This window comes from Enterobacteriaceae bacterium Kacie_13, from assembly GCA_013457415.1.
Lineage (GTDB): Bacteria > Pseudomonadota > Gammaproteobacteria > Enterobacterales > Enterobacteriaceae > Rahnella.
Genome location: CP045666.1, coordinates 385,732 through 403,654, shown reverse-complemented (window position 1 = coordinate 403,654; position 17,923 = coordinate 385,732). Strand labels below are relative to the sequence as shown.

The window sequence follows — 17,923 nt, the reverse complement described above, 5'->3', positions numbered from 1 at the left end:
AGGATGTAATGAGAAGAACGGCGCAGCCTTAGAGGTGGCGCCGTTTTTTTTAACTGAGTCAAATAAGCGGTGAAAGGCCTTTTTGCCATCACCGCCGCGATCTGCTTCAAAAAGAACGGCAATCATAAAAATGGCTCCTGTTTGTATATTTCAGGCGCCGATTATGAAGACTGACAGCAGTGATGCTTCGGTGTTTAACGAAATGTGGATGTTGGCGGGATTATGGTGTGGCTGTATTCACTCGCTGAGTGAAATATCTAAAATGCCTGACCACAAAACGCTGCCAGTTCTTTGGCATCCGGCAGGGTGGTCATCGCGCCACGCGCTGTCGTCGCCAGTGCGCCGCAGGCCAGTGCCTGACGGATAATGTCGCGCCACGCGTCGTCCGACGCCAACGGCCAGTTGTTCGCCAGCCCGGCCAGTAAACCCGCGACAAACGCATCGCCCGCACCGGTGGTATCCAACGCTTTTACTTTTGGTGCCGGATACTGCATCAGTGAGGCATCCTGTTTCCGGTATACCGATACCCCATCTTTTCCCTGCGTGACCAGCAGCAGTTGCGGATCGTGACGCTGGCAAAGTCGCAAAATTCCTTCGGAAAGCAGCGATTCCCCGGTGAGATATTCCAGTTCATCCTCTGATACCTTGATTACATCCGCCAGCGACAGCGCCTGCTCGAGACATACGCGTAACTGATTTTCGTCCGGCCACAGGTCATGGCGGATATTCGGGTCAAAACACACATGGCCACCGGCAGCTTTCATCTGTGCCATGGCTAAAAACGCCGACGAACGGGAAGGTTCGGCGGAAAGCGAAATCGAACACAGGTGCAAAAACTGACCCGCTTTGAACCCCGGAATATCGGTGGATTGCAGGAACAGATCGGCACTTGGCCGCACCATAAACGTGAACGAACGCTCGCCGTCGGCGTCGTTTTCCACCACGACGGTGGAGGTGCGGTGGTGGGGATCGCGGTGCATGAAATCAGTATTGACGGCTTCATCATCCAGCGTTTTTCGCAAAAATGCGCCGAAAGGATCATCGCCCACGCGGCCAATAAACGCGCTTTCGCCGCCAAGACGGCTGATGCCCACTGCGACGTTCGCCGGTGCGCCGCCCGGACACTTCAGTAAAAGATCGCCATCTTCGGGGATTAAATCCACTACTGCATCGCCCAACACCCAAACCCGGTTCTTCATCTTCATTCCCTTTTTTAGATTCCTGAAAAATTGCTTGCCGATAAAGTAGAAGAACCGGTTTAGCTAATCAAGCACAAACGAATTTTTAAGATTTAGTGATGAATTGCCAGCAAGATCACAATTCCACGTTAAGACCAGAGAACTTCATTGCCTAAAGCGGGGCGAGGTGATTATTGTGCTCAGGAAAACCAGTTTAGCAATTTAGCTAAACGGTTTTACTCATAATAATAAAGCTTCCTCTGAAGGATAAAAATGATGATGAAACCTCGCTATCTGGCTGTTGCTGTTGGACTTATTCTTTCTTCTGCGGCTCAGGGGGCGGACATTTCCGCCAGTGCTATTGAAGCCCGCTTCAATGCCATGGAAAAACGTTTGCAGCAGGCGGAAAGTCGCGCAGCAAAAGCCGAAGCCCGTGCGACCCAGGCTGAACAACAGGTTAAACAACTCGAAACACGCACTGCCAGTAATGAACAGCAAACCCGTCAGGTGGCAAAAACGGCTGAAATTACCCAGCAGCAAACCGCCGACGTGGCTAAACGTACCGAAACATTAGCCAGCAATACCAAAAGCAGCGACAGCGACAACAGCGGATTTAAATTCACCGGTTACGCACGTTCTGGCGTCATCATGAATGATTCCGGCACCTCGACCGAAAGCGGCCCGTATGTCACGCCAGCCGGACAAACTGGCGGTGCAGTCGGGCGTCTGGGTAACGAAAATAACACCTACGTTGAGGTTAATCTGGAACACAACCAGACGATGGCCAGCGGTGCGACTTCCCGTTATAAAGTGATGCTGGCGGACGGGCAGCGCAGCTACAACGACTGGACCGGCGCGACCAGCGATCTGAATATTCGTCAGGCGTTTGTCGAGCTTGGCTCGCTGCCGACTTTCACCGGCCCGTGGAAAGACTCAACGCTGTGGGCGGGTAAACGCTTCGACCGCGACAACTTCGATATTCATTTCCTCGATTCCGACATCATTTTCCTCGCCGGTACCGGTGGCGGGATTTATGACGTGAAGTGGAGTGAGAATCTGAAAAGTAACTTCTCGCTTTACGGGCGTAACTTCGACGATCTCGACGATAACAACAACAGCAATGACGACACGCGTATTGAGAACTACATTGTCACGGCGAATAACTACGCCGGACCGTTCCAGTGGATGGTCAGCGGGCTGCGCGCCAAAAATAATCAGGATCGTGAAAACACCGGCACACAGGGCGTCACTAATGCGGCGGATACCGGCTTCCACACGATGCTGGCGTACCACGGCGAGAGCTTCTACGGCCTGCGTGAAGGGACATCGACCACCGCGTTGCTTTACGGCCACGGTTTAGGGGCAGAAGTGAAAGCCCTCGGCTCGGATGGTCATCTGACCGACGACGCCAGCACCGTGCGACTGGCCACCTATGGCATCACGCCACTGAGTAAAAACTGGAGTATTGCTCCGGCCATCCTCGCCCAGCAGAGTAAAGACCGCTATGTTTCCGGCGATGATTATCAGTGGCTGACCTTCAACACCCGTCTGATCCAGCAGATCACCGAAAACTTTGAGCTGGCCTATGAAGGCAGCTATCAGTACATGGATCTCGATCCGCAGGGCTATAAAGATAACAACAACGTGAAAGGCGGATTCTACAAACTGACGTTCGCGCCGACGTTAAAGGTCGGCGATATCAGCGACATGCTGAGCCGTCCGGAAATCCGCTTCTTCGCAAGCTATATGGACTGGAGCCACAAGCTCGACAGCTACTCTTCCAGCGATTCGTTTGGCACGGACGGTTTCACCTCCGGCGGACAGTGGAACTTCGGGATCCAGATGGAAACCTGGTTCTGATAAACAGGGTTTGAATCACCATGACGCGCCTGAGTTGCCTGGGCGCTGTCACACAGGGTAAGACAAGGAACATTATGAATATCAATGCAATCGCGACAGAACTGCTCCCTTTGCTGGGCGGTAAAGACAATATCGCCAGCGCCGCACACTGCGCGACGCGTCTGCGGCTGGTGCTGGTAGATGACAGCCTGATCAACAAAAACGCTATCGGGAAAGTGGAAGGCGTAAAGGGTTGCTTCAGCAACGCCGGACAGATCCAGATTATTTTTGGTACCGGGCTGGTGAACAAAGTTCACGCCGAGTTCATCAAAGTGGCAGGCATCGGTGAGTCGAGTAAATCAGAAGCGGCTAACATTGCGGCGCAAAAACTGAATCCGTTCCAGCGCATTGCGCGCGTGCTGTCGAACATCTTCGTGCCAATCATTCCGGCAATCGTGGCATCCGGTCTGCTGATGGGGCTGCTCGGCATGGTGAAAACCTATGGCTGGGCAAACCCGGAGAGCGCGATTTTTATTATGCTCGACATGTTCAGTTCGGCGGCGTTTATCATTTTGCCGATCCTGATCGGTTTCACCGCCGCGCGCGAATTTGGCGGTAACCCGTTCCTCGGCGCGACGCTCGGCGGCATCCTGACGCACCCCGCGCTGACCAACGCCTGGGGCGTCGCCAGCGGTTTCCACACCATGAATTTCTTCGGGATGGAGATTGCGATGATTGGCTATCAGGGCACGGTGTTCCCTGTGCTGCTGGCGGTCTGGTTTATGAGCTTCATTGAAAAACGTCTGCGCAAAATCATTCCTGACGCGCTGGATTTGATCCTGACGCCGTTTCTCACCGTGATCATCTCCGGCTTTATCGCTTTCCTGATTATCGGTCCTGCCGGTCGCGCGCTGGGTGATGGCATCTCCTTTATCCTCAGCACCTTAATCACTCACGCGGGCTGGGTGGCGGGGCTTGTCTTCGGCGGATTGTATTCGGTGATCGTCATCACCGGTATTCACCACAGCTTCCATGCGATTGAAGCCGGGCTGCTGGGCAACCCGAATATCGGCGTGAATTTCCTGCTGCCGATCTGGTCGATGGCGAACGTGGCACAGGGGGGGGCCTGCCTGGCGGTATACTTCAAAACCCGCGATGCAAAAATTAAAGCGATTGCCGTACCGTCTGCCTTCTCTGCCATGTTAGGTATTACCGAGGCGGCGATATTCGGGATCAACCTGCGCTTTATGAAACCGTTCATCGCCGCCTTAGCCGGTGGTGCGCTGGGTGGTGCGTGGGTAGTGGCGATGCACGTCAACATGACTGCCGTCGGCCTGACCGGTATCCCGGGTCTGGCGATTGTGCAGGCCAGTTCGATGCTCAGCTATCTCATCGGCTTAGTGATTGCCTTTGGCAGCGCATTCCTGCTTTCCCTGTTGCTCAAATACAAAACGGAGAGTGAATAATGTCGGAAGTCAGTTTGCTGAAACAGGCGTTGCGCAGCGTGGTGGCGGGGCAGGTTAAAGCCGCCGCCGACCCGTACCGCCCAGGCTGGCATCTCGCGCCGCCGGTCGGTTTGCTCAATGATCCGAACGGATTTGGGCAGCATAAGGGCCGCTATCATCTGTTCTATCAGTGGAATCCTCTGGCCTGCGCGCACGGCGCGAAGTTCTGGGGACACTGGAGTTCGGCAGATTTACTGCACTGGCGTCATGAGCCGCTGGCGCTGGCACCGGCGCAGGAGTATGAATCGCACGGCTGCTATTCAGGTTCGGCGGTGGTGGACAACGGCCAGCTGACGCTGGTTTATACCGGTAACGTAAAATACCCGGACGGCAGCCGCACGGCGTTTCAGTGTCTGGCGCGTGAAAACGAACGCGGTGAATTTGATAAAACCGGGCCGGTGCTGGATTTACCCGCCGGTTATACCGGTCACGTGCGTGACCCGAAAGTCTGGCAGCACGATGGTCAGTGGTATATGGTGCTCGGCGCGCAGGATCTCAACCTGCAAGGAAAGGTGCTGTTGTTGCGATCCGACGATTTGCTGGCGTGGGAATCTCTCGGTGAAATCGCCGGTTCCGGCCTGAACGGGCTGGGCGAATTCGGCTATATGTGGGAATGCCCGGATCTGTTTAGCATCGCCGGTAGCGATGTGCTGATCTGCTGCCCGCAGGGGTTAGCGGCGCAATCGGACCGCTACCTGAACACCTTCCAGTCGGGCTATTTCGTCGGTCAACTGGATTACGCCACCGGGAAGTTTCCGCACGGCGATTTCCACGAGCTGGATCACGGGTTCGAATTCTATGCGCCGCAAACCACACAGACCGACGATGGCCGCCGCCTGTTGATTGGCTGGATGGGTATTCCGGACGGCGATGAGTTTTATCAGCCGACGATCGGATATGGCTGGCTGCACACCATGACCTGTCTGCGTGAACTGACGCTGGAAAATGGCAGAATTATTCAGCGCCCGGTGCGTGAGCTTCAGCAGCTGCGCGGTGAAGAGCAGTCGTGGCAGGGTCTCGCGCAGGATGCGCCGGTGTGGGGCATTACGCGTGCGGAAGTCGCCATCGGAACTGAACAGCCGTTCAGCGCCGATCTTGGCGGCAACATGACGCTGGCGTGGGACGGCGAATGGCTGCGGCTGAGCCGCCAAAATCGCCGCAGTGGCGAACAGGAGCAGCGCGTCTGGCGCGGCGCGTTACGCCATCTCACCCTGTTGTGCGACAGTTCCAGCGTGGAGATCTTCATTAATGATGGCGATGCGGTGATGTCTTCGCGCTATTTTCCTGCACTGCCGGCGCGGCTAACCTTCAGCGGGAAGGGGCAGATTACGCTACGCCACTGGTCGTTAACGGATTGCGTGTTAGAATAAAAGCCTTTCCGGACAATAGAATATGGCGCAGTGAAAAAGACCAAACGCATCACTATCAGTGGCATAGCCGAACTGGCTGGCGTGTCGAAATCGACTGCCAGCCAGGTGCTCAACGGGCATAGCAAAAAGTTTCGCATCTCCGATACCACCCGCGATCGCGTGCTCGCGGTGGCGGCGGAGCAGCATTATCAGCCGAGTATTCACGCACGTTCTCTCAATGCGGCGCGCAGTTATACGCTGGGGCTGGTGGTGCCGGAAATGACCAACTACGGTTTCGCCGCCTGTTCCAACGAGCTGGAAACGTTGTGTCGTGAAAATGGAATGCAGCTGCTGATCGCCTGTACGGATGAAAATACCAGTCAGGAAACGATGGTGGTGAATAACCTGATTCAGCGCCAGGTCGATGGGCTGATCGTCGCCTCGAGCATGCTCAATGATGCGGAATACGTCAAAATCAGCCAGCAACTTCCGGTCGTTCTCTTCGACCGACATATGCAGGACACCGAACTGCCGCTGGTCGTTTGTGAAGCCATAGAATCTTCCGCCGAACTGGTTGCCCGTGTGGCAAAAAATCATGCGGATGAGTTCTATTTCCTCGGCGGCCAGCCGCGCATTTCCCCGACGCGTGACCGGCTGGCGGGCTATCAGCTTGGCTTAGAACGCGCCGGCGTAACGCTAAAACCCGAGTGGATTATGTACGGCAACTACCATCCGAGTTCCGGCTACGAAATGTTTGCCAATCTCTGTGCCCGTCTTGGAAGGCCGCCAAAAGCACTGTACGTGGCGTCTTGTGGGTTGATGGAAGGGGTGCTGCGTTACATGAGCCAGCACAAGCTATTGGAAAGTGATATCCATCTGTGCAGCTTCGATGATCACTACCTCTATGATTCCCTTTCCGTGAAAATCGACACCGTGGCGCAGGATTGCCGGGAACTGGCCATGCACTGTTTTGAGGTGGTGATCGGTCTTATCAATGAGCAGCAGCCACAGGAGTTACGCTGTTATCTCGCGCCGAAGCTGCACTGGCGGCATCCGGCGTCTTCAGAGGCGTGAATTTAGAGGCATGAATTCTGCCCGTCGGCAGGACGGGCTTCCTCTTCCCATCTTTTTAACGATAAACCGGCAGCAAATCCACGCTCGACAAAATATGCACCACGGCATTGAGCACACCAAACACCAGCACCAGCGCGATCATCTTATTGCCACCCCATACGCGATAGCGAGGGCTGCCAAAACGTTTGCGCGATTTGCGCGCCATCAGCGCAGGCACAATTACCGCCCAGACCGTGGCTGCCAGGCCTGCGAAACCGATGGCATAAATAAAGCCATCGGGAACAATCACGCCGCCAATCATTGGCGGGATGAAGGTGACCAGTGCGGTCTTGAATCGGCCGGTTTTGCTGTCGTCGAATTTGAACAAGTCTGCCAGATAATCGAACAAGCCCAGCGTTACGCCGAGGAAGGAACAGGCGACGGCGAAATTCGAAAAGATCGTCAGCAGTAAATCGAGCCCTTCACTGTTGAGGATCTGGCTCAGCGACTGCACCAGCACATCAATATTCCCTCCGCGCTCCGCGATGCCGATAAACGCCGGACGCGGAATATTGCCCATCGTCCCCAGCATCCAGATGATATACAGCCCGAGAGCCATCAGCGTGCCCAACAGCAGACATTTTTTGATGACCTGCGGGTTCTTGCCGTAATACTTCATCAGGCTCGGCACATTGCCGTGATAACCAAACGACGCCAGACAAAACGGCAGCGTTGCCAGTACATAGGGCATATAGCTCGGGTTGATCTCCACGCTGTTAAGCAGATTCACCGGTTTCACATGCCACAGCAGGCTGCCAAAAGTAAGGAAGAACGCGATGATTTTTGCGCCCAGCACAATCGCCGTCATGCGGCTGACTGCGCGGGTGCTCAGCCAGACGATAAATGCCACGGCCAGTGCGGTCAGCAACCCGCAGAGACGCGGTGAGACGTTCACCGACATCTCGCGCATCGTATGCTGAATAACCGATCCGCTCGCCGAAATATAGGCATAGGTCAGAATGTACAACACGAAAGCGATAGTGATGCCGTTCAGGCGGTTCCAGCCTTTGCCTAACAAATCGCGGGTAACGGTGTTGAAGCTGGAGCCGATCGGGTAGTTGAGATTGGCTTCAAGAATCATCAGTCCGGAATGCAGCATGCAGAACCAGGTAAACACCAGCGCGGCGACCGACCAGAAAAACCAGGCCCCGGACATCACTACCGGCAGCGAAAACATGCCCGCGCCGATAATCGTGCCACCAATAATCATTGCGCCGCCAAAGACGGAGCGGAGTGGGGCTTCTGTGGAAAGCGTCGCCATAGTGCGGTTCCTCGCGTGGCTTTTATCACGATTCATTTCAAGAATTGCTGTAAAAGAATGGTTGGGTTATGGAGACAGAAAACGCGCGTTTATCCTGCGGCTCTGACCTTAAGCGCGACAATATAGTGCAAATGGCGATACATGTACACCATGAACTAGTGTGATAGTACATCGAGACAATACATTCGCTTACCTGTTACTCTTGGTTTTGCTATCCATGCGGATGATGAGTTACATGTCATTCCTCTCCGCACATTGACCCACTTATGAATGAAGAGTCCGACTATGATGAATAAAAAAATGCTTTCCCTCTGTGCGCTGGCCGCAATCGCCCTTGCAGGTTGTCAGAATCAACAGACCGATGAGAAAAATCACAGCGCGAAAAATGCGGCGACCGTGCAGCAGCCGGACACCTGCAATGCCGGTGCTTTCAGTTCTCTGATTGGTAAACAGGCTTCTGTCCTCGATACAATGCGTTTCGCCCAACCGATGCGCCACATCACGCCGAACACGGCGGTGACCATGGATTACCGGGCGGAACGTCTCAATATTGAATCTGACGAGAAAGGTGTGATCACCCGTCTGTACTGTTCATAACCGATCTGCCTGTTTATTAAGCGACTCTTCGGAGTCGCTGCTCAAATTATTCTAATCCTCATCGGAAAATAGGGTTTACATCACAGATTTCATTACGTTTTCTAATAACTAAAATAATTTTAAACCTGTAATAAAATACAGTGTTGACACTCAGTTTATAACGAGTAGATTAGAACTTAACGCTGGCGAGGAGATGAGTAAGAGATTTATTAACCGGCGTGTTTTACCGAGAAGTGAGTAACAAAGTAAACCGGAAGTAAATAGATGCGATGAAGGCCACGGCATATTTTGGATGGGTTCTTCAACACCGGGCTAAAATATTAAGCCACGTGAGAAGAGGATGTCAGGCCACGATGTAAAGTTCAGCAATCGCATGATGTGAACCACGACGCGATGATGTAAGGCCTTGTTGTTAAGAGTAATGTTCGCGATTTGGGTACGTAAGTATGAAATCGAGAATGTCGCGAAGAGAGTAAGGCAACGCATCAAAGAGTATGTATCGCGAGGGCGATGTACTCATTAAGTCAACTCTTAAGGAATTGTCTTAATGAAATTAGCAGGATGAAACGCTTATTCCATAAAACTCTAGGAGGACAGCAGTAAATCAGTAACCGATATATCCTGTGAAAATATGTGCATCATGAGAAGTAGAGTTAAGTAATTAAGTTGATGAATGTTAAATATTAAATTGGTAGTAACCTGAAAGCCCCGGTGATGTATTACTGGGGCTTTCTTCATATTAGCGCCTGATTAACAACGGTTTATTAATATTGTTCCCCCTCATCAGTTTAAATCCAGCATGGCGCTGAGTTCAGCGATCTGTTGCTGCCACTGGTTTTGCAACTCAGGTTTCTGATGTTTCGGCTTACGCGCCCGGTCTTCTTCCAGTTTGCTTTCCAGTTCCAGCAGCATCGACAGCAGATGTTCCTCTTCCGTGTCCCGCACTTTCGCCTTTTCCGTTTTTGGTTCTGTCACGGACAGGGCAGTAGTCACTTGAGGAACACCGGCTAAAATCCCATAGACCGGTTTCAGGTCATGCCATTCCTCCAGCCGCTGTTGGTCAATCAGCCAGAACCGGTTACAGCTCTGCTCGATAAACCGCCGGTCGTGCGAGACCAGCAATACGGCGCCGCGGAACGTTTTCAGCGTTTCCGCCAACTCTTCTTTCCCCTCCATATCCAGATGGTTAGTCGGTTCATCGAGCAGCAACAGCGAGTAGTTCGCCAGCGTGAGGCCAATGAACAGCAGTCGCGAACGTTCGCCGCCACTGAGGGTGCTGACTTTTTGCTGATGACGGATGTAGGGAAAGCCTGCGCCGATCAGCGCCATTTTACGCTGCTCTTCTGTCAATGGTGCGAATTGCGCCAACGCGCCGCTCAGACTGTCGTCATCACGCAGTTGTTGCAGACTCTGGTCGTAATAACCGGTGTGTACGCGCGGGTGAAAAACCACGCCAGGTTCCGCCTTTTCAGGATTGCAGAACGCCCGCCACAGAGTATGCAGAAGTGACGATTTACCACTGCCGTTGCGACCCACCAGTGCAATCCGATCGCCACTTTTCACCCGCATCTCTTCCAGCTCAAACAGCACCGGTGCATCCGGTGCTGGGCGGACATGCAGGCTCGACAACGCCAGCACGCGGTCTGCCGGTAAGGCTTCACCGTTTAAACGTAGTTTCCACAGATTCCCGGCGGTGACCTCGGTTTGATCTTGCTTTAGCCGGTCGACCTGTTTTTCCATCTGTTTGGCTTTACGTGCCAGCCCTTCGTTGTCATACACGCTGCCCCAGACAGCCAGCCGTTTGGCGCTTTTCGCTACGCGGTCGATCTCCTTTTGTTCAGATCTGCGGCGCAGCGCATCCGCCGTATCCCTTTCCTCCAGCGCCTGCCGCGCCTGCGTGCAGGGAAGACGAATAAATTGCAGCGTTTTATCGCGCAGGATCCAGGTGCAGTTGGTCACGCTGTCCAGCAGGCTGCGGTCGTGGGAGACCAGTACAAAGCTGCCTCCCCAGTTTTTCAGGAACTCTTCGAGCCACAGCAACGTTGGCAGATCCAGATGGTTGCTCGGCTCATCAAGCAGCAGCAAATCCGGCTGCCGGATCAGCGCCCGCGCCAGCAGCAGGCGCGTATGCTGTCCGCCGCTGAGTGTTCCGGCGGTAAGCCCCCATGCCGGTTCATCAAAACCGAGGGTGGTGAGCAACACCTCCGCCTGCCAGCGTTCTGGTTGATCCAGGCTTTCTGGCAAATGGCTGAACACGGCGTCAATCAGCGAGCACTCCGTAAGTTCTGCGGGAAGATGTTGCTCGATGCGCGCCATCAGGCACTGGTTGGAAAGGGTGATGGTACCAGAGCTGGCCGCCAGACTGCCGCTGAGTATTTTCAGCAAAGTACTTTTACCACAGCCGTTGTGGCCAATAAGCCCGATACGGTCGCCTTTCTTCAGGCCGAAGGAAATCTCAGTCAGCAGAGGGCCGAAGGCAGTGTCGAAAGAGACAGATTGCGCAGAAAGTAATGTGTTTGTAGATAGGGTCATGATGCTTACTCAAGGTTTACAGGCATAGCAATGCCTCTCGTCAAAAAAGCCGACGATAACCGGTAAGCCGGAGGGAAGTTCTCAGATTGTCAGTTAGCTTCGCTCAAGCAGGTTATCGCAGCACGATACCGGTAACGCTTGAGCAATGACGATCGCTAAGGACGAGTGAAGTTAAAAACAATTCACGGGTCAGCATGGCAATCCTCCTTATATAAAGTTGGTGAATGAATGAACTGATTATATTGGGGAATTTGGGGTTTCGCCAGTGGGATCATTTCCCCACGGATTAAATCGCCACCTCATTCTCCAGCTTCTGCCGTTTGCGCAGACCGGGGAACCACGTCATCCATAAACCGACAACGATAAGCGTCCCGACGCCGCCGATCGCAGCTGCAGGCACCGCGCCCAGCCACGCGGCCATCAGACCGGATTCGAATTCGCCGAGCTGATTGGAGGTGTTGATGAAGATCGAGTTCACCGCGCTGACACGGCCGCGCATATCGTCAGGCGTATCGAGCTGCACCAGCGCACCGCGGATCACCATGCTGACCATGTCAAAACCGCCGAGGGCGAACAGCGCCAGCATCGACAGCCATAAGGACGTTGAGAAGGCAAAGACCAGCGTCGCGGCACCAAAACCGGCGACGGAGGCGAACATGATTTTGCCCACGTTGCGGTTCAGCGCACGGTGGCTCAGCCAGAACCCGACGATCAACCCGCCAACCGCAGGCGCGCCACGCAATAAACCCAACCCCCACGGACCGGTGTGCAGAATATCGTGGGCGAAAATCGGCAGCAGGGCGGTCGCGCCGCCAAGAAGAACGGCGAACAAATCGAGAGAAATCACGCCCAGCACGTCCGGGCGGTTTCGGATAAACCGGATACCGGCGAACAGCGTTTTAAACGTCGCGGGCACGCGGCGCGGCGGAGTGTGCTCATAGCGCAACCGGCTGACCATCACGATGGAGAGCAGATACAGCGCCGCACAGGCCGAGTAGGCGACACCGGCTCCGGCGACATACAAAAAACCCCCGAGCGCAGGACCAACCATCGCCGCTGCCTGACCTGACACGCTGTTTGCCGCCATCGCGCGCGCCAGCAAATGCGGCGGCACCAGCGCAGGCAGCATCGACTGCAACGACGGCGCTTCCATCGCTTTGGCAGTCGAAATAATAAATATCAGGCTGAGGATCACCACTTCGTTAACGTGGTGGGTCAGGGTCAGATATGCCAGCGCGGCAATCGCCACCCATTCGGCGATTTGCCCGAGCAGCACCACGCGGCGGCGGTCAAACTGATCCGCCACGTGACCGGCGACCAGCGCCAGCAGGACGGAGGGCAGAAACTGCACCAGCCCGATCAGCCCAAGATCAAACGCCCGGCCTGTTATTGAGTAAATCTGCCAGCTGACGACAATCGACAGCATCTGAAATCCAAAACTGGACGACGCACGGGCTATCCAGAATGCGACAAACGAGCGATGTTGTAACAGCGAGTCCGGATTCACGGAGGGTGATGACATGGTAAATCTCTGAAAGAATGAATTATGCTGCCGGGTCTGTTTTGTACTGTGCTACAAACTAGCCCGACAATTATTGTGGATACAAATAATTAACAAACAATCTGACGGTTATGTTTATCACATAAAGTGGGATCAAAAAAATAGCCATCGCAAAATGGCTATCAGGTAACACACATCTGAATAACAGGGAGAGCAGTACTCCCTTACCAGCGCAGCTCACGCCCGGAATACTCGACAAAGTGATGGCCACCTTTGCCGCGCCATTTTTCAAACACATCGGCAATGCCGGTGGTGCTTTGCTCAATAGTCAGCGTGGCATTTTCACCGCCCATGTCGGTCTGCACCCAGCCCGGATGCACTGACAGCAGCGTCTGGCCGTGCTTATCGGTTTCTTCCTTCAGCGGACGGGTCAGCATATTCAGTGCCGCTTTGCTGGCGGAGTAGAGCGGGTAAGTGGCGACTTCATTCTCGTTCAGGCTGGCCAGTTCGGAGGTCATCAGCGCCAGAACGCCGGTTTTCGGTTTGAGCAGCGGAAGCAGTTCGGTCGCGCAGCGCACCGGCGAGAAGGTGTTGGTCATGAACAGTTTAACTATCTCGTCGTCACTGGCCTGATTCACGTCCTGACTGGCCGGGCCGAATGCGCCTGCATTGACAAAAATCAGGTCGAATGTGCTTTCTGAAAGCGCGTCTTTCACCGCTTTACGTTGGTCGGCATTATTGATATCCAGTTTTACCCACTCAGTCGATTCAGGGCTGCCCGCCGGTACCGCATCACGCGTGGTCGCCGTCACCTGCCAGCCACGTTTCGCCAGTACGTTCACTACGCCTAAACCGATGCCGCGCGAGGCGCCAATGATGAGTGCTTTTGATGAGTCAGTCATATTTGTCCTTATTTTATGAGGAATGTATCTGAGAATCGTTCCTACCCTAGCAGCTAAGCGTAGACCCTGAGCGGCAAAATGTAGCAGAGAAAACCCTTATATTGCTGCGGGGATATTGCTTAACCCCCCCACCTCAACAACAAATTTCTGAAATAATTTCAATGCGAATAGATAATGATTTGTAATGAGTTTTTGGCATTTTTTACTAAAACGTTTGCGTCATTTCCCGAAGCGCAGAGGAAATTTCCTGTTTTATGGCTAACCTTATTTAAGCTGATGTCAGGTTTTATATTTAATTCTGGCTTTAGCGGTGGTTCTTAGGAGTTTAACGTACCTGATTTGCATTTTGCTAACGAAAAGTCTGGTAATAAATGGAGAAATCAAAATGATTGAAAACCCAACCCCTGCACCGGGTCATTACAATAATACCGTGGTCGAGTCGGTGAACAATGTTCCACTGAAACGTATTTCGTGGAGCGCGATTTTTGCAGGTGTCATTATTTCGATGGTGGTCTATTTACTGCTGTCGATATTAGGCACGGCCGTGGGCGCAAGTACGATTGACCCGCTAAAAGAGCAAAATCCTCTGGACGGTCTGGGCACGGGCGCCGCAATCTGGACTGGCGCCAGTATGTTGATTTCTATTGCTGCCGGTGCATATGCCAGCGGACGTCTGGCCCAGCGCGAAGGTGCGTTGCACGGTCTGCTGATGTTCGGGGTAAATACACTGATCTGCGCCTGGTTCCTGCTGGTGGTTGTGAATAATGCCATGAGCGGTGCGATGAGCGTGGTGGGTTCCGGGTTACAAACGTTAGGTAGCGGAATATCCGCCGCCGCGCCGCCGGTGACTCAAATGGTAAAAGAAAAACTGGGCGAGAATAATATTAATCTCGACAGTTTGCAGAATGAACTGGAAACTACACTGCGTCAGACCGGTAAGCCGGAATTACAGCCAGAGAATTTGCAAAATAAAGCTGAAGGTGAGGCGAATAATGCGCAGGCTCAGGCCAATGACACTGCTAACCATCCTCAAACCGCCGATGCAGATCTGACCAACTTTATTAAAGGTCTGATATCGCGCAATGAAGCGACATTCCAGGCTGCTGACCGAGATGCACTGAAAAATATCATCAAAGCACGTACCGGTAAAAGCGATCAGGAAGTCGATCAGATTGTCAGCCAGGCTGAACAAACATATCAGCAGGCCCGTGCTAAATATGAAGAACTGAAAAAGCAGGCTGAGCAGAAAGCCCGTGAAGCCGGTGAGAAAGCGGCTGCGGCGACCGCCAAAGCCAGCTGGTTCACCTTCTTTATGTTGATCGTAGAGGCCGTTCTGGCCGGTGCCATGGGCATGTTGGGTCGTCGTACTCAACCTGAACCGGTGTTCACGCATCAGCGTCATTAATGATTAAGTCAGTAAATCATAGAGGGGAGATAGCGATATCTCCCCGTTTTTTGGCGTTCAGCTTTCTCCTTGCGCACGCTGCTGACGCATCCGCACTGGCCATTCCTGGCCGCACGCGAGCTGAACGTCAGCCAGCCGGGATCAGTACTGCCGGTACCTTATGCGTACTGGTTACAAAACACCGCGGGGTAAAACCGGTAAAGAAGAACAGATGCAGGTTGGCGAACATTCGACATCATTTTTCTATCATCGTCCCCCCCTATTTTCACATTGCCACCCCCATGTGCAATGCGTAATGTTGTGGTTTCGAACAACTCCCTTAGGTGAATAAAGCATGATCACCCTTAAATGGTTTAGCATCGCGTTTGTCTGTATTTTGCTGCTGTCGTTTGGCTACAGCTATGCGAAAGCGACGCAGACCAAAGAAGCGCCAGCGCAAAACTGGTCGACGGCGCGACGTGATTCGGCCGGGATTGCGCCGGACCCGGTGAAATTCAAAAGTACCGCTATTGTGCAGATTTATGCAGCGCCGACCTACGGCTGGCGCGGGTTAGTTGCAGTACATCCGTGGATTATCTTCAAGCGCGAAGGGGAAACGCAGTTTACTCGTTACGACGTGATCAGCTGGGGCAGCACGCACGTTGTGCGTCGCGACTATGCAATCCCGGACGGTTACTGGTTTGGTTCAAAACCACGAAAACTTGTCGATCACCGCGGTACACAAGCGCAGGCGATGATCCCGCAGATTGAAGCAGCCATTAAAAGTTACCCTTACCCGCAGACCTACCATGCGTGGCCGGGGCCAAACAGTAACACCTTTATGGCGCATATTGGCCGCGAAGTGCCAGATCTCCAGCTGGACCTGCCATCGAACGCCATTGGCAAAGATTACCGCGGGATAACGAATCCCATCGGTTTACCCCCGTCGGGGCGCGGTGTGCAGGTGTCCGTACTTGGGCTGCTGGGTGTGACGCTGGGCGTAGAAGAGGGAGTTGAAGTTAATGTGCTGGGGCTGAATCTTGGTGTGGATATAAAATCTCCCGCTCTGCGGTTACCTTTTATTGGCCGCGTGGGATTTGATAACCCCGGTGCCGCTGAGCTTTAACCGGATGATATCAATCTGATAAAAGGGCGCTTTCTTTACAGAAAACGCCCTTTTTGTATGACTGGCAATCATATTACTGGAAGTAGATATCGCCAGATTCGGCTTTAAGAATTTTTCCGTCAGTATCGGTAATCATCGCGTAGTTGCCACCGATGTAGGTCCAGTGGGTTCCCGCGTCTGGCGCAGGCAGATGACGCTGCTGCCAGTCGATAATTTCATACGGCTTGGTGCGGTACATACCCGGTACGGCATCACCAATTTTATACTCGGTAGAATCGTCAAAGAACGATTTGATCTCATGTGACGACGTGGCCGCTGATGCGGTATGTGCAACCGTCATCAGGGAGGTGAAAACCAGAGCTGATAACATAATAATTTTAGAATGACGCATAATGTTTCCCGTTCAACACCATCAACATAACGCCCGTTGCCATTCCTTTGTCATCGCAACGAAGCCTGTTCTTTTCAGATAGGTCAGAATGATAACGAGAAACCGCCCGAGGTGAGTGGCGATTAATTGTGTCGAAATGCAAATGAGTGCAAGAGATTCCCTCGTGGCAACAGGGCGGGGCATCTGAATCAGAAATATCCTTAATGCAAAATCCCCCGCGCATTTTGTTCTACCCTTAGGGTTCCTTCATACGTTTTCAGACAAGGAGCTTGTGTATGAACAGCAAAAAAACAATTCCCGTTTCCCTTAATGATCCGCACGTCGACACCTTCCCGACTCCGCCTTTCGAACAGCAGAAGCAGCCGTTCCCCGGTCTGGTCAGCAAGATGATACCGGTGCCCGATCACGGCGAAACGTCGTATAAAGGGAGTTCACGTCTGAAGGGGCGTAAGGCGCTGGTGACCGGCGGGGATTCCGGTATCGGCAGAGCGGTGGCGATTGCCTTTGCCCGCGAAGGGGCAGATGTCGCGATCAACTACCTGCCGGATGAAGAGCCGGATGCGCAAGATGTGGTGAATCTTCTGAGCAAAGAAGGCCATAAGATTGTGGCGATCCCCGGTGATATTCGCGATGAGAAATTTTGTCAGAAGCTGGTGAAACAAGCGGCTGAACAACTCGGCGGGCTGGATCTGCTGGTGAATAACGCAGGCCGTCAGCAGTTCTGCAATTCAATCAAAGATCTGACTACCGAAGCCTTTGATGCGACGTCTAAAACCAACGTCTATGCGATGTTCTGGATAACCAAAGCCGCACTGGATTATTTGCCGCGTGGAAGTTCAATCATTAATACTTCTTCAGTACAGGCATTTTTACCCAGTGATAATCTGCTCGATTACTCGCAAACCAAAGCCTCCATCGTGGCATTTACCAAAGGTCTCGCCAAACAGCTGGCACCGGAGGGCATCCGCGTGAACTCGGTAGCGCCAGGGCCGTACTGGACTGTTTTACAAACCTCCGGCGGCCAGCCGCAGGAGAAAGTCGAGAAATTTGGTGAGCAGGCCCCGCTGGGTCGTCCTGGGCAACCTGCTGAAATTGCAGGGATGTATGTGGCATTGGCCTCGAATGAAAGCAGTTACACCTCAGGCCAGGTGTGGTGTTCCGATGGCGGTACCGGCACGCTCTGATGCCCTGAATGTCTGTTTTTTACCACGCTCAACGTAGTCTGAGAAAGCGCCTTTTAAAGGT

General features: G+C 53.4%; 14 protein-coding genes and 1 pseudogene. 9 read left to right on the top strand and 6 right to left on the bottom strand.

Annotated elements, in window-relative coordinates; translation table 11 throughout:
- Positions 1 to 257: 257 nt before the first annotated feature.
- A complete protein-coding gene (locus tag GE278_23125) occupies positions 258 to 1,199 on the bottom strand; it encodes an aminoimidazole riboside kinase (protein QLK63670.1) in 942 nt (313 codons plus the stop codon).
- A gap of 252 nt (positions 1,200 to 1,451) precedes the next feature.
- Between GE278_23125 and GE278_23120 the strand changes: the two genes are divergently transcribed.
- The 4 genes from GE278_23120 (at position 1,452) to GE278_23105 (ending at position 6,945) form a co-directional block, all read left to right on the top strand.
- A complete protein-coding gene (locus GE278_23120) occupies positions 1,452 to 3,038 on the top strand; it encodes a porin (GenBank protein ID QLK63669.1) in 1,587 nt (528 codons plus the stop codon).
- 74 nt (positions 3,039 to 3,112) lie between these two features.
- Complete coding sequence (locus GE278_23115) at positions 3,113 to 4,483, top strand: PTS sucrose transporter subunit IIBC (protein QLK63668.1); 1,371 nt, start codon at positions 3,113 to 3,115, stop codon at positions 4,481 to 4,483.
- Positions 4,483 to 5,892 carry a sucrose-6-phosphate hydrolase gene (locus GE278_23110; protein QLK63667.1) on the top strand — a complete coding sequence of 470 codons (1,410 nt, stop codon included), beginning with the start codon at positions 4,483 to 4,485 and terminating at the stop codon, positions 5,890 to 5,892. Before GE278_23115 ends, GE278_23110 begins: the two co-directional genes overlap by 1 nt.
- Before the next feature lie 30 nt (positions 5,893 to 5,922).
- Entirely contained in the window at positions 5,923 to 6,945 is a 1,023-nt protein-coding gene (locus GE278_23105) for a LacI family DNA-binding transcriptional regulator (protein QLK63666.1), read from the top strand.
- Between the two features lie 55 nt (positions 6,946 to 7,000).
- Here the strand turns inward: GE278_23105 and GE278_23100 are convergent, their stop codons facing one another.
- Positions 7,001 to 8,245, bottom strand: coding sequence for a tryptophan permease (locus tag GE278_23100; protein QLK63665.1), 1,245 nt, complete (start codon positions 8,243 to 8,245; stop codon positions 7,001 to 7,003).
- Positions 8,246 to 8,515: 270 nt separating this feature from the next.
- Between GE278_23100 and GE278_23095 the strand changes: the two genes are divergently transcribed.
- Positions 8,516 to 8,842, top strand: coding sequence for a peptidase inhibitor I78 family protein (locus GE278_23095; protein QLK63664.1), 327 nt, complete (start codon positions 8,516 to 8,518; stop codon positions 8,840 to 8,842).
- Positions 8,843 to 9,625: 783 nt separating this feature from the next.
- Here GE278_23095 and GE278_23090 read toward each other — a convergent pair.
- The 3 genes from GE278_23090 to GE278_23080 form a co-directional block, all read right to left on the bottom strand.
- Entirely contained in the window at positions 9,626 to 11,374 is a 1,749-nt protein-coding gene (locus GE278_23090) for an ATP-binding cassette domain-containing protein (GenBank protein QLK63663.1), read from the bottom strand.
- A gap of 286 nt (positions 11,375 to 11,660) precedes the next feature.
- Positions 11,661 to 12,896, bottom strand: coding sequence for an MFS transporter (locus GE278_23085; protein QLK63662.1), 1,236 nt, complete (start codon positions 12,894 to 12,896; stop codon positions 11,661 to 11,663).
- A 203-nt stretch (positions 12,897 to 13,099) separates the two neighbouring features.
- Positions 13,100 to 13,777, bottom strand: coding sequence for an SDR family oxidoreductase (locus GE278_23080; protein ID QLK63661.1), 678 nt, complete (start codon positions 13,775 to 13,777; stop codon positions 13,100 to 13,102).
- A 430-nt stretch (positions 13,778 to 14,207) separates the two neighbouring features.
- On the opposite strand from GE278_23080, the gene GE278_23075 reads away from it, so the two are divergent.
- From GE278_23075 to GE278_23065, 3 genes and pseudogenes are all read left to right on the top strand, one after another.
- Entirely contained in the window at positions 14,208 to 15,182 is a 975-nt protein-coding gene (locus tag GE278_23075) for a hypothetical protein (protein ID QLK63750.1), read from the top strand.
- Positions 15,183 to 15,254: 72 nt separating this feature from the next.
- Positions 15,255 to 15,374: pseudogene (locus tag GE278_23070) on the top strand (NADH:flavin oxidoreductase/NADH oxidase).
- A gap of 142 nt (positions 15,375 to 15,516) precedes the next feature.
- Entirely contained in the window at positions 15,517 to 16,287 is a 771-nt protein-coding gene (locus tag GE278_23065) for a DUF3750 domain-containing protein (GenBank protein ID QLK63660.1), read from the top strand.
- A 73-nt stretch (positions 16,288 to 16,360) separates the two neighbouring features.
- On the opposite strand, the gene GE278_23060 is transcribed toward GE278_23065, so the two are convergent.
- A complete protein-coding gene (locus tag GE278_23060; GenBank protein QLK63659.1) occupies positions 16,361 to 16,678 on the bottom strand; it encodes a nickel/cobalt efflux protein RcnB in 318 nt (105 codons plus the stop codon).
- A gap of 275 nt (positions 16,679 to 16,953) precedes the next feature.
- Here GE278_23060 and GE278_23055 point away from each other — a divergent pair, with 275 nt between their 5' ends.
- The gene (locus GE278_23055) at positions 16,954 to 17,862 is read left to right on the top strand and encodes an SDR family oxidoreductase (GenBank protein QLK63658.1); all 909 of its coding nucleotides are present in this window, start codon (positions 16,954 to 16,956) and stop codon (positions 17,860 to 17,862) included.
- Positions 17,863 to 17,923: the final 61 nt, after the last annotated feature.

Excerpts from the sequence above, each read along its gene's own strand:
- GE278_23125 (QLK63670.1), bottom strand. The coding sequence starts at position 1,199 with ATGAAGAACCGGGTTTGGGTGTTGGGCGATGCAGTAGTGGATTTAATC.
- GE278_23055 (QLK63658.1), top strand. The coding sequence starts at position 16,954 with ATGAACAGCAAAAAAACAATTCCCGTTTCCCTTAATGATCCGCACGTC.
- GE278_23090 (QLK63663.1), bottom strand. The coding sequence starts at position 11,374 with ATGACCCTATCTACAAACACATTACTTTCTGCGCAATCTGTCTCTTTC.
- GE278_23065 (QLK63660.1), top strand. The coding sequence starts at position 15,517 with ATGATCACCCTTAAATGGTTTAGCATCGCGTTTGTCTGTATTTTGCTG.
- GE278_23095 (QLK63664.1), top strand. The coding sequence starts at position 8,516 with ATGAAGAGTCCGACTATGATGAATAAAAAAATGCTTTCCCTCTGTGCG.
- GE278_23085 (QLK63662.1), bottom strand. The coding sequence starts at position 12,896 with ATGTCATCACCCTCCGTGAATCCGGACTCGCTGTTACAACATCGCTCG.
- GE278_23120 (QLK63669.1), top strand. The coding sequence starts at position 1,452 with ATGATGATGAAACCTCGCTATCTGGCTGTTGCTGTTGGACTTATTCTT.
- GE278_23115 (QLK63668.1), top strand. The coding sequence starts at position 3,113 with ATGAATATCAATGCAATCGCGACAGAACTGCTCCCTTTGCTGGGCGGT.
- GE278_23110 (QLK63667.1), top strand. The coding sequence starts at position 4,483 with ATGTCGGAAGTCAGTTTGCTGAAACAGGCGTTGCGCAGCGTGGTGGCG.
- GE278_23100 (QLK63665.1), bottom strand. The coding sequence starts at position 8,245 with ATGGCGACGCTTTCCACAGAAGCCCCACTCCGCTCCGTCTTTGGCGGC.
- GE278_23060 (QLK63659.1), bottom strand. The coding sequence starts at position 16,678 with ATGCGTCATTCTAAAATTATTATGTTATCAGCTCTGGTTTTCACCTCC.
- GE278_23080 (QLK63661.1), bottom strand. The coding sequence starts at position 13,777 with ATGACTGACTCATCAAAAGCACTCATCATTGGCGCCTCGCGCGGCATC.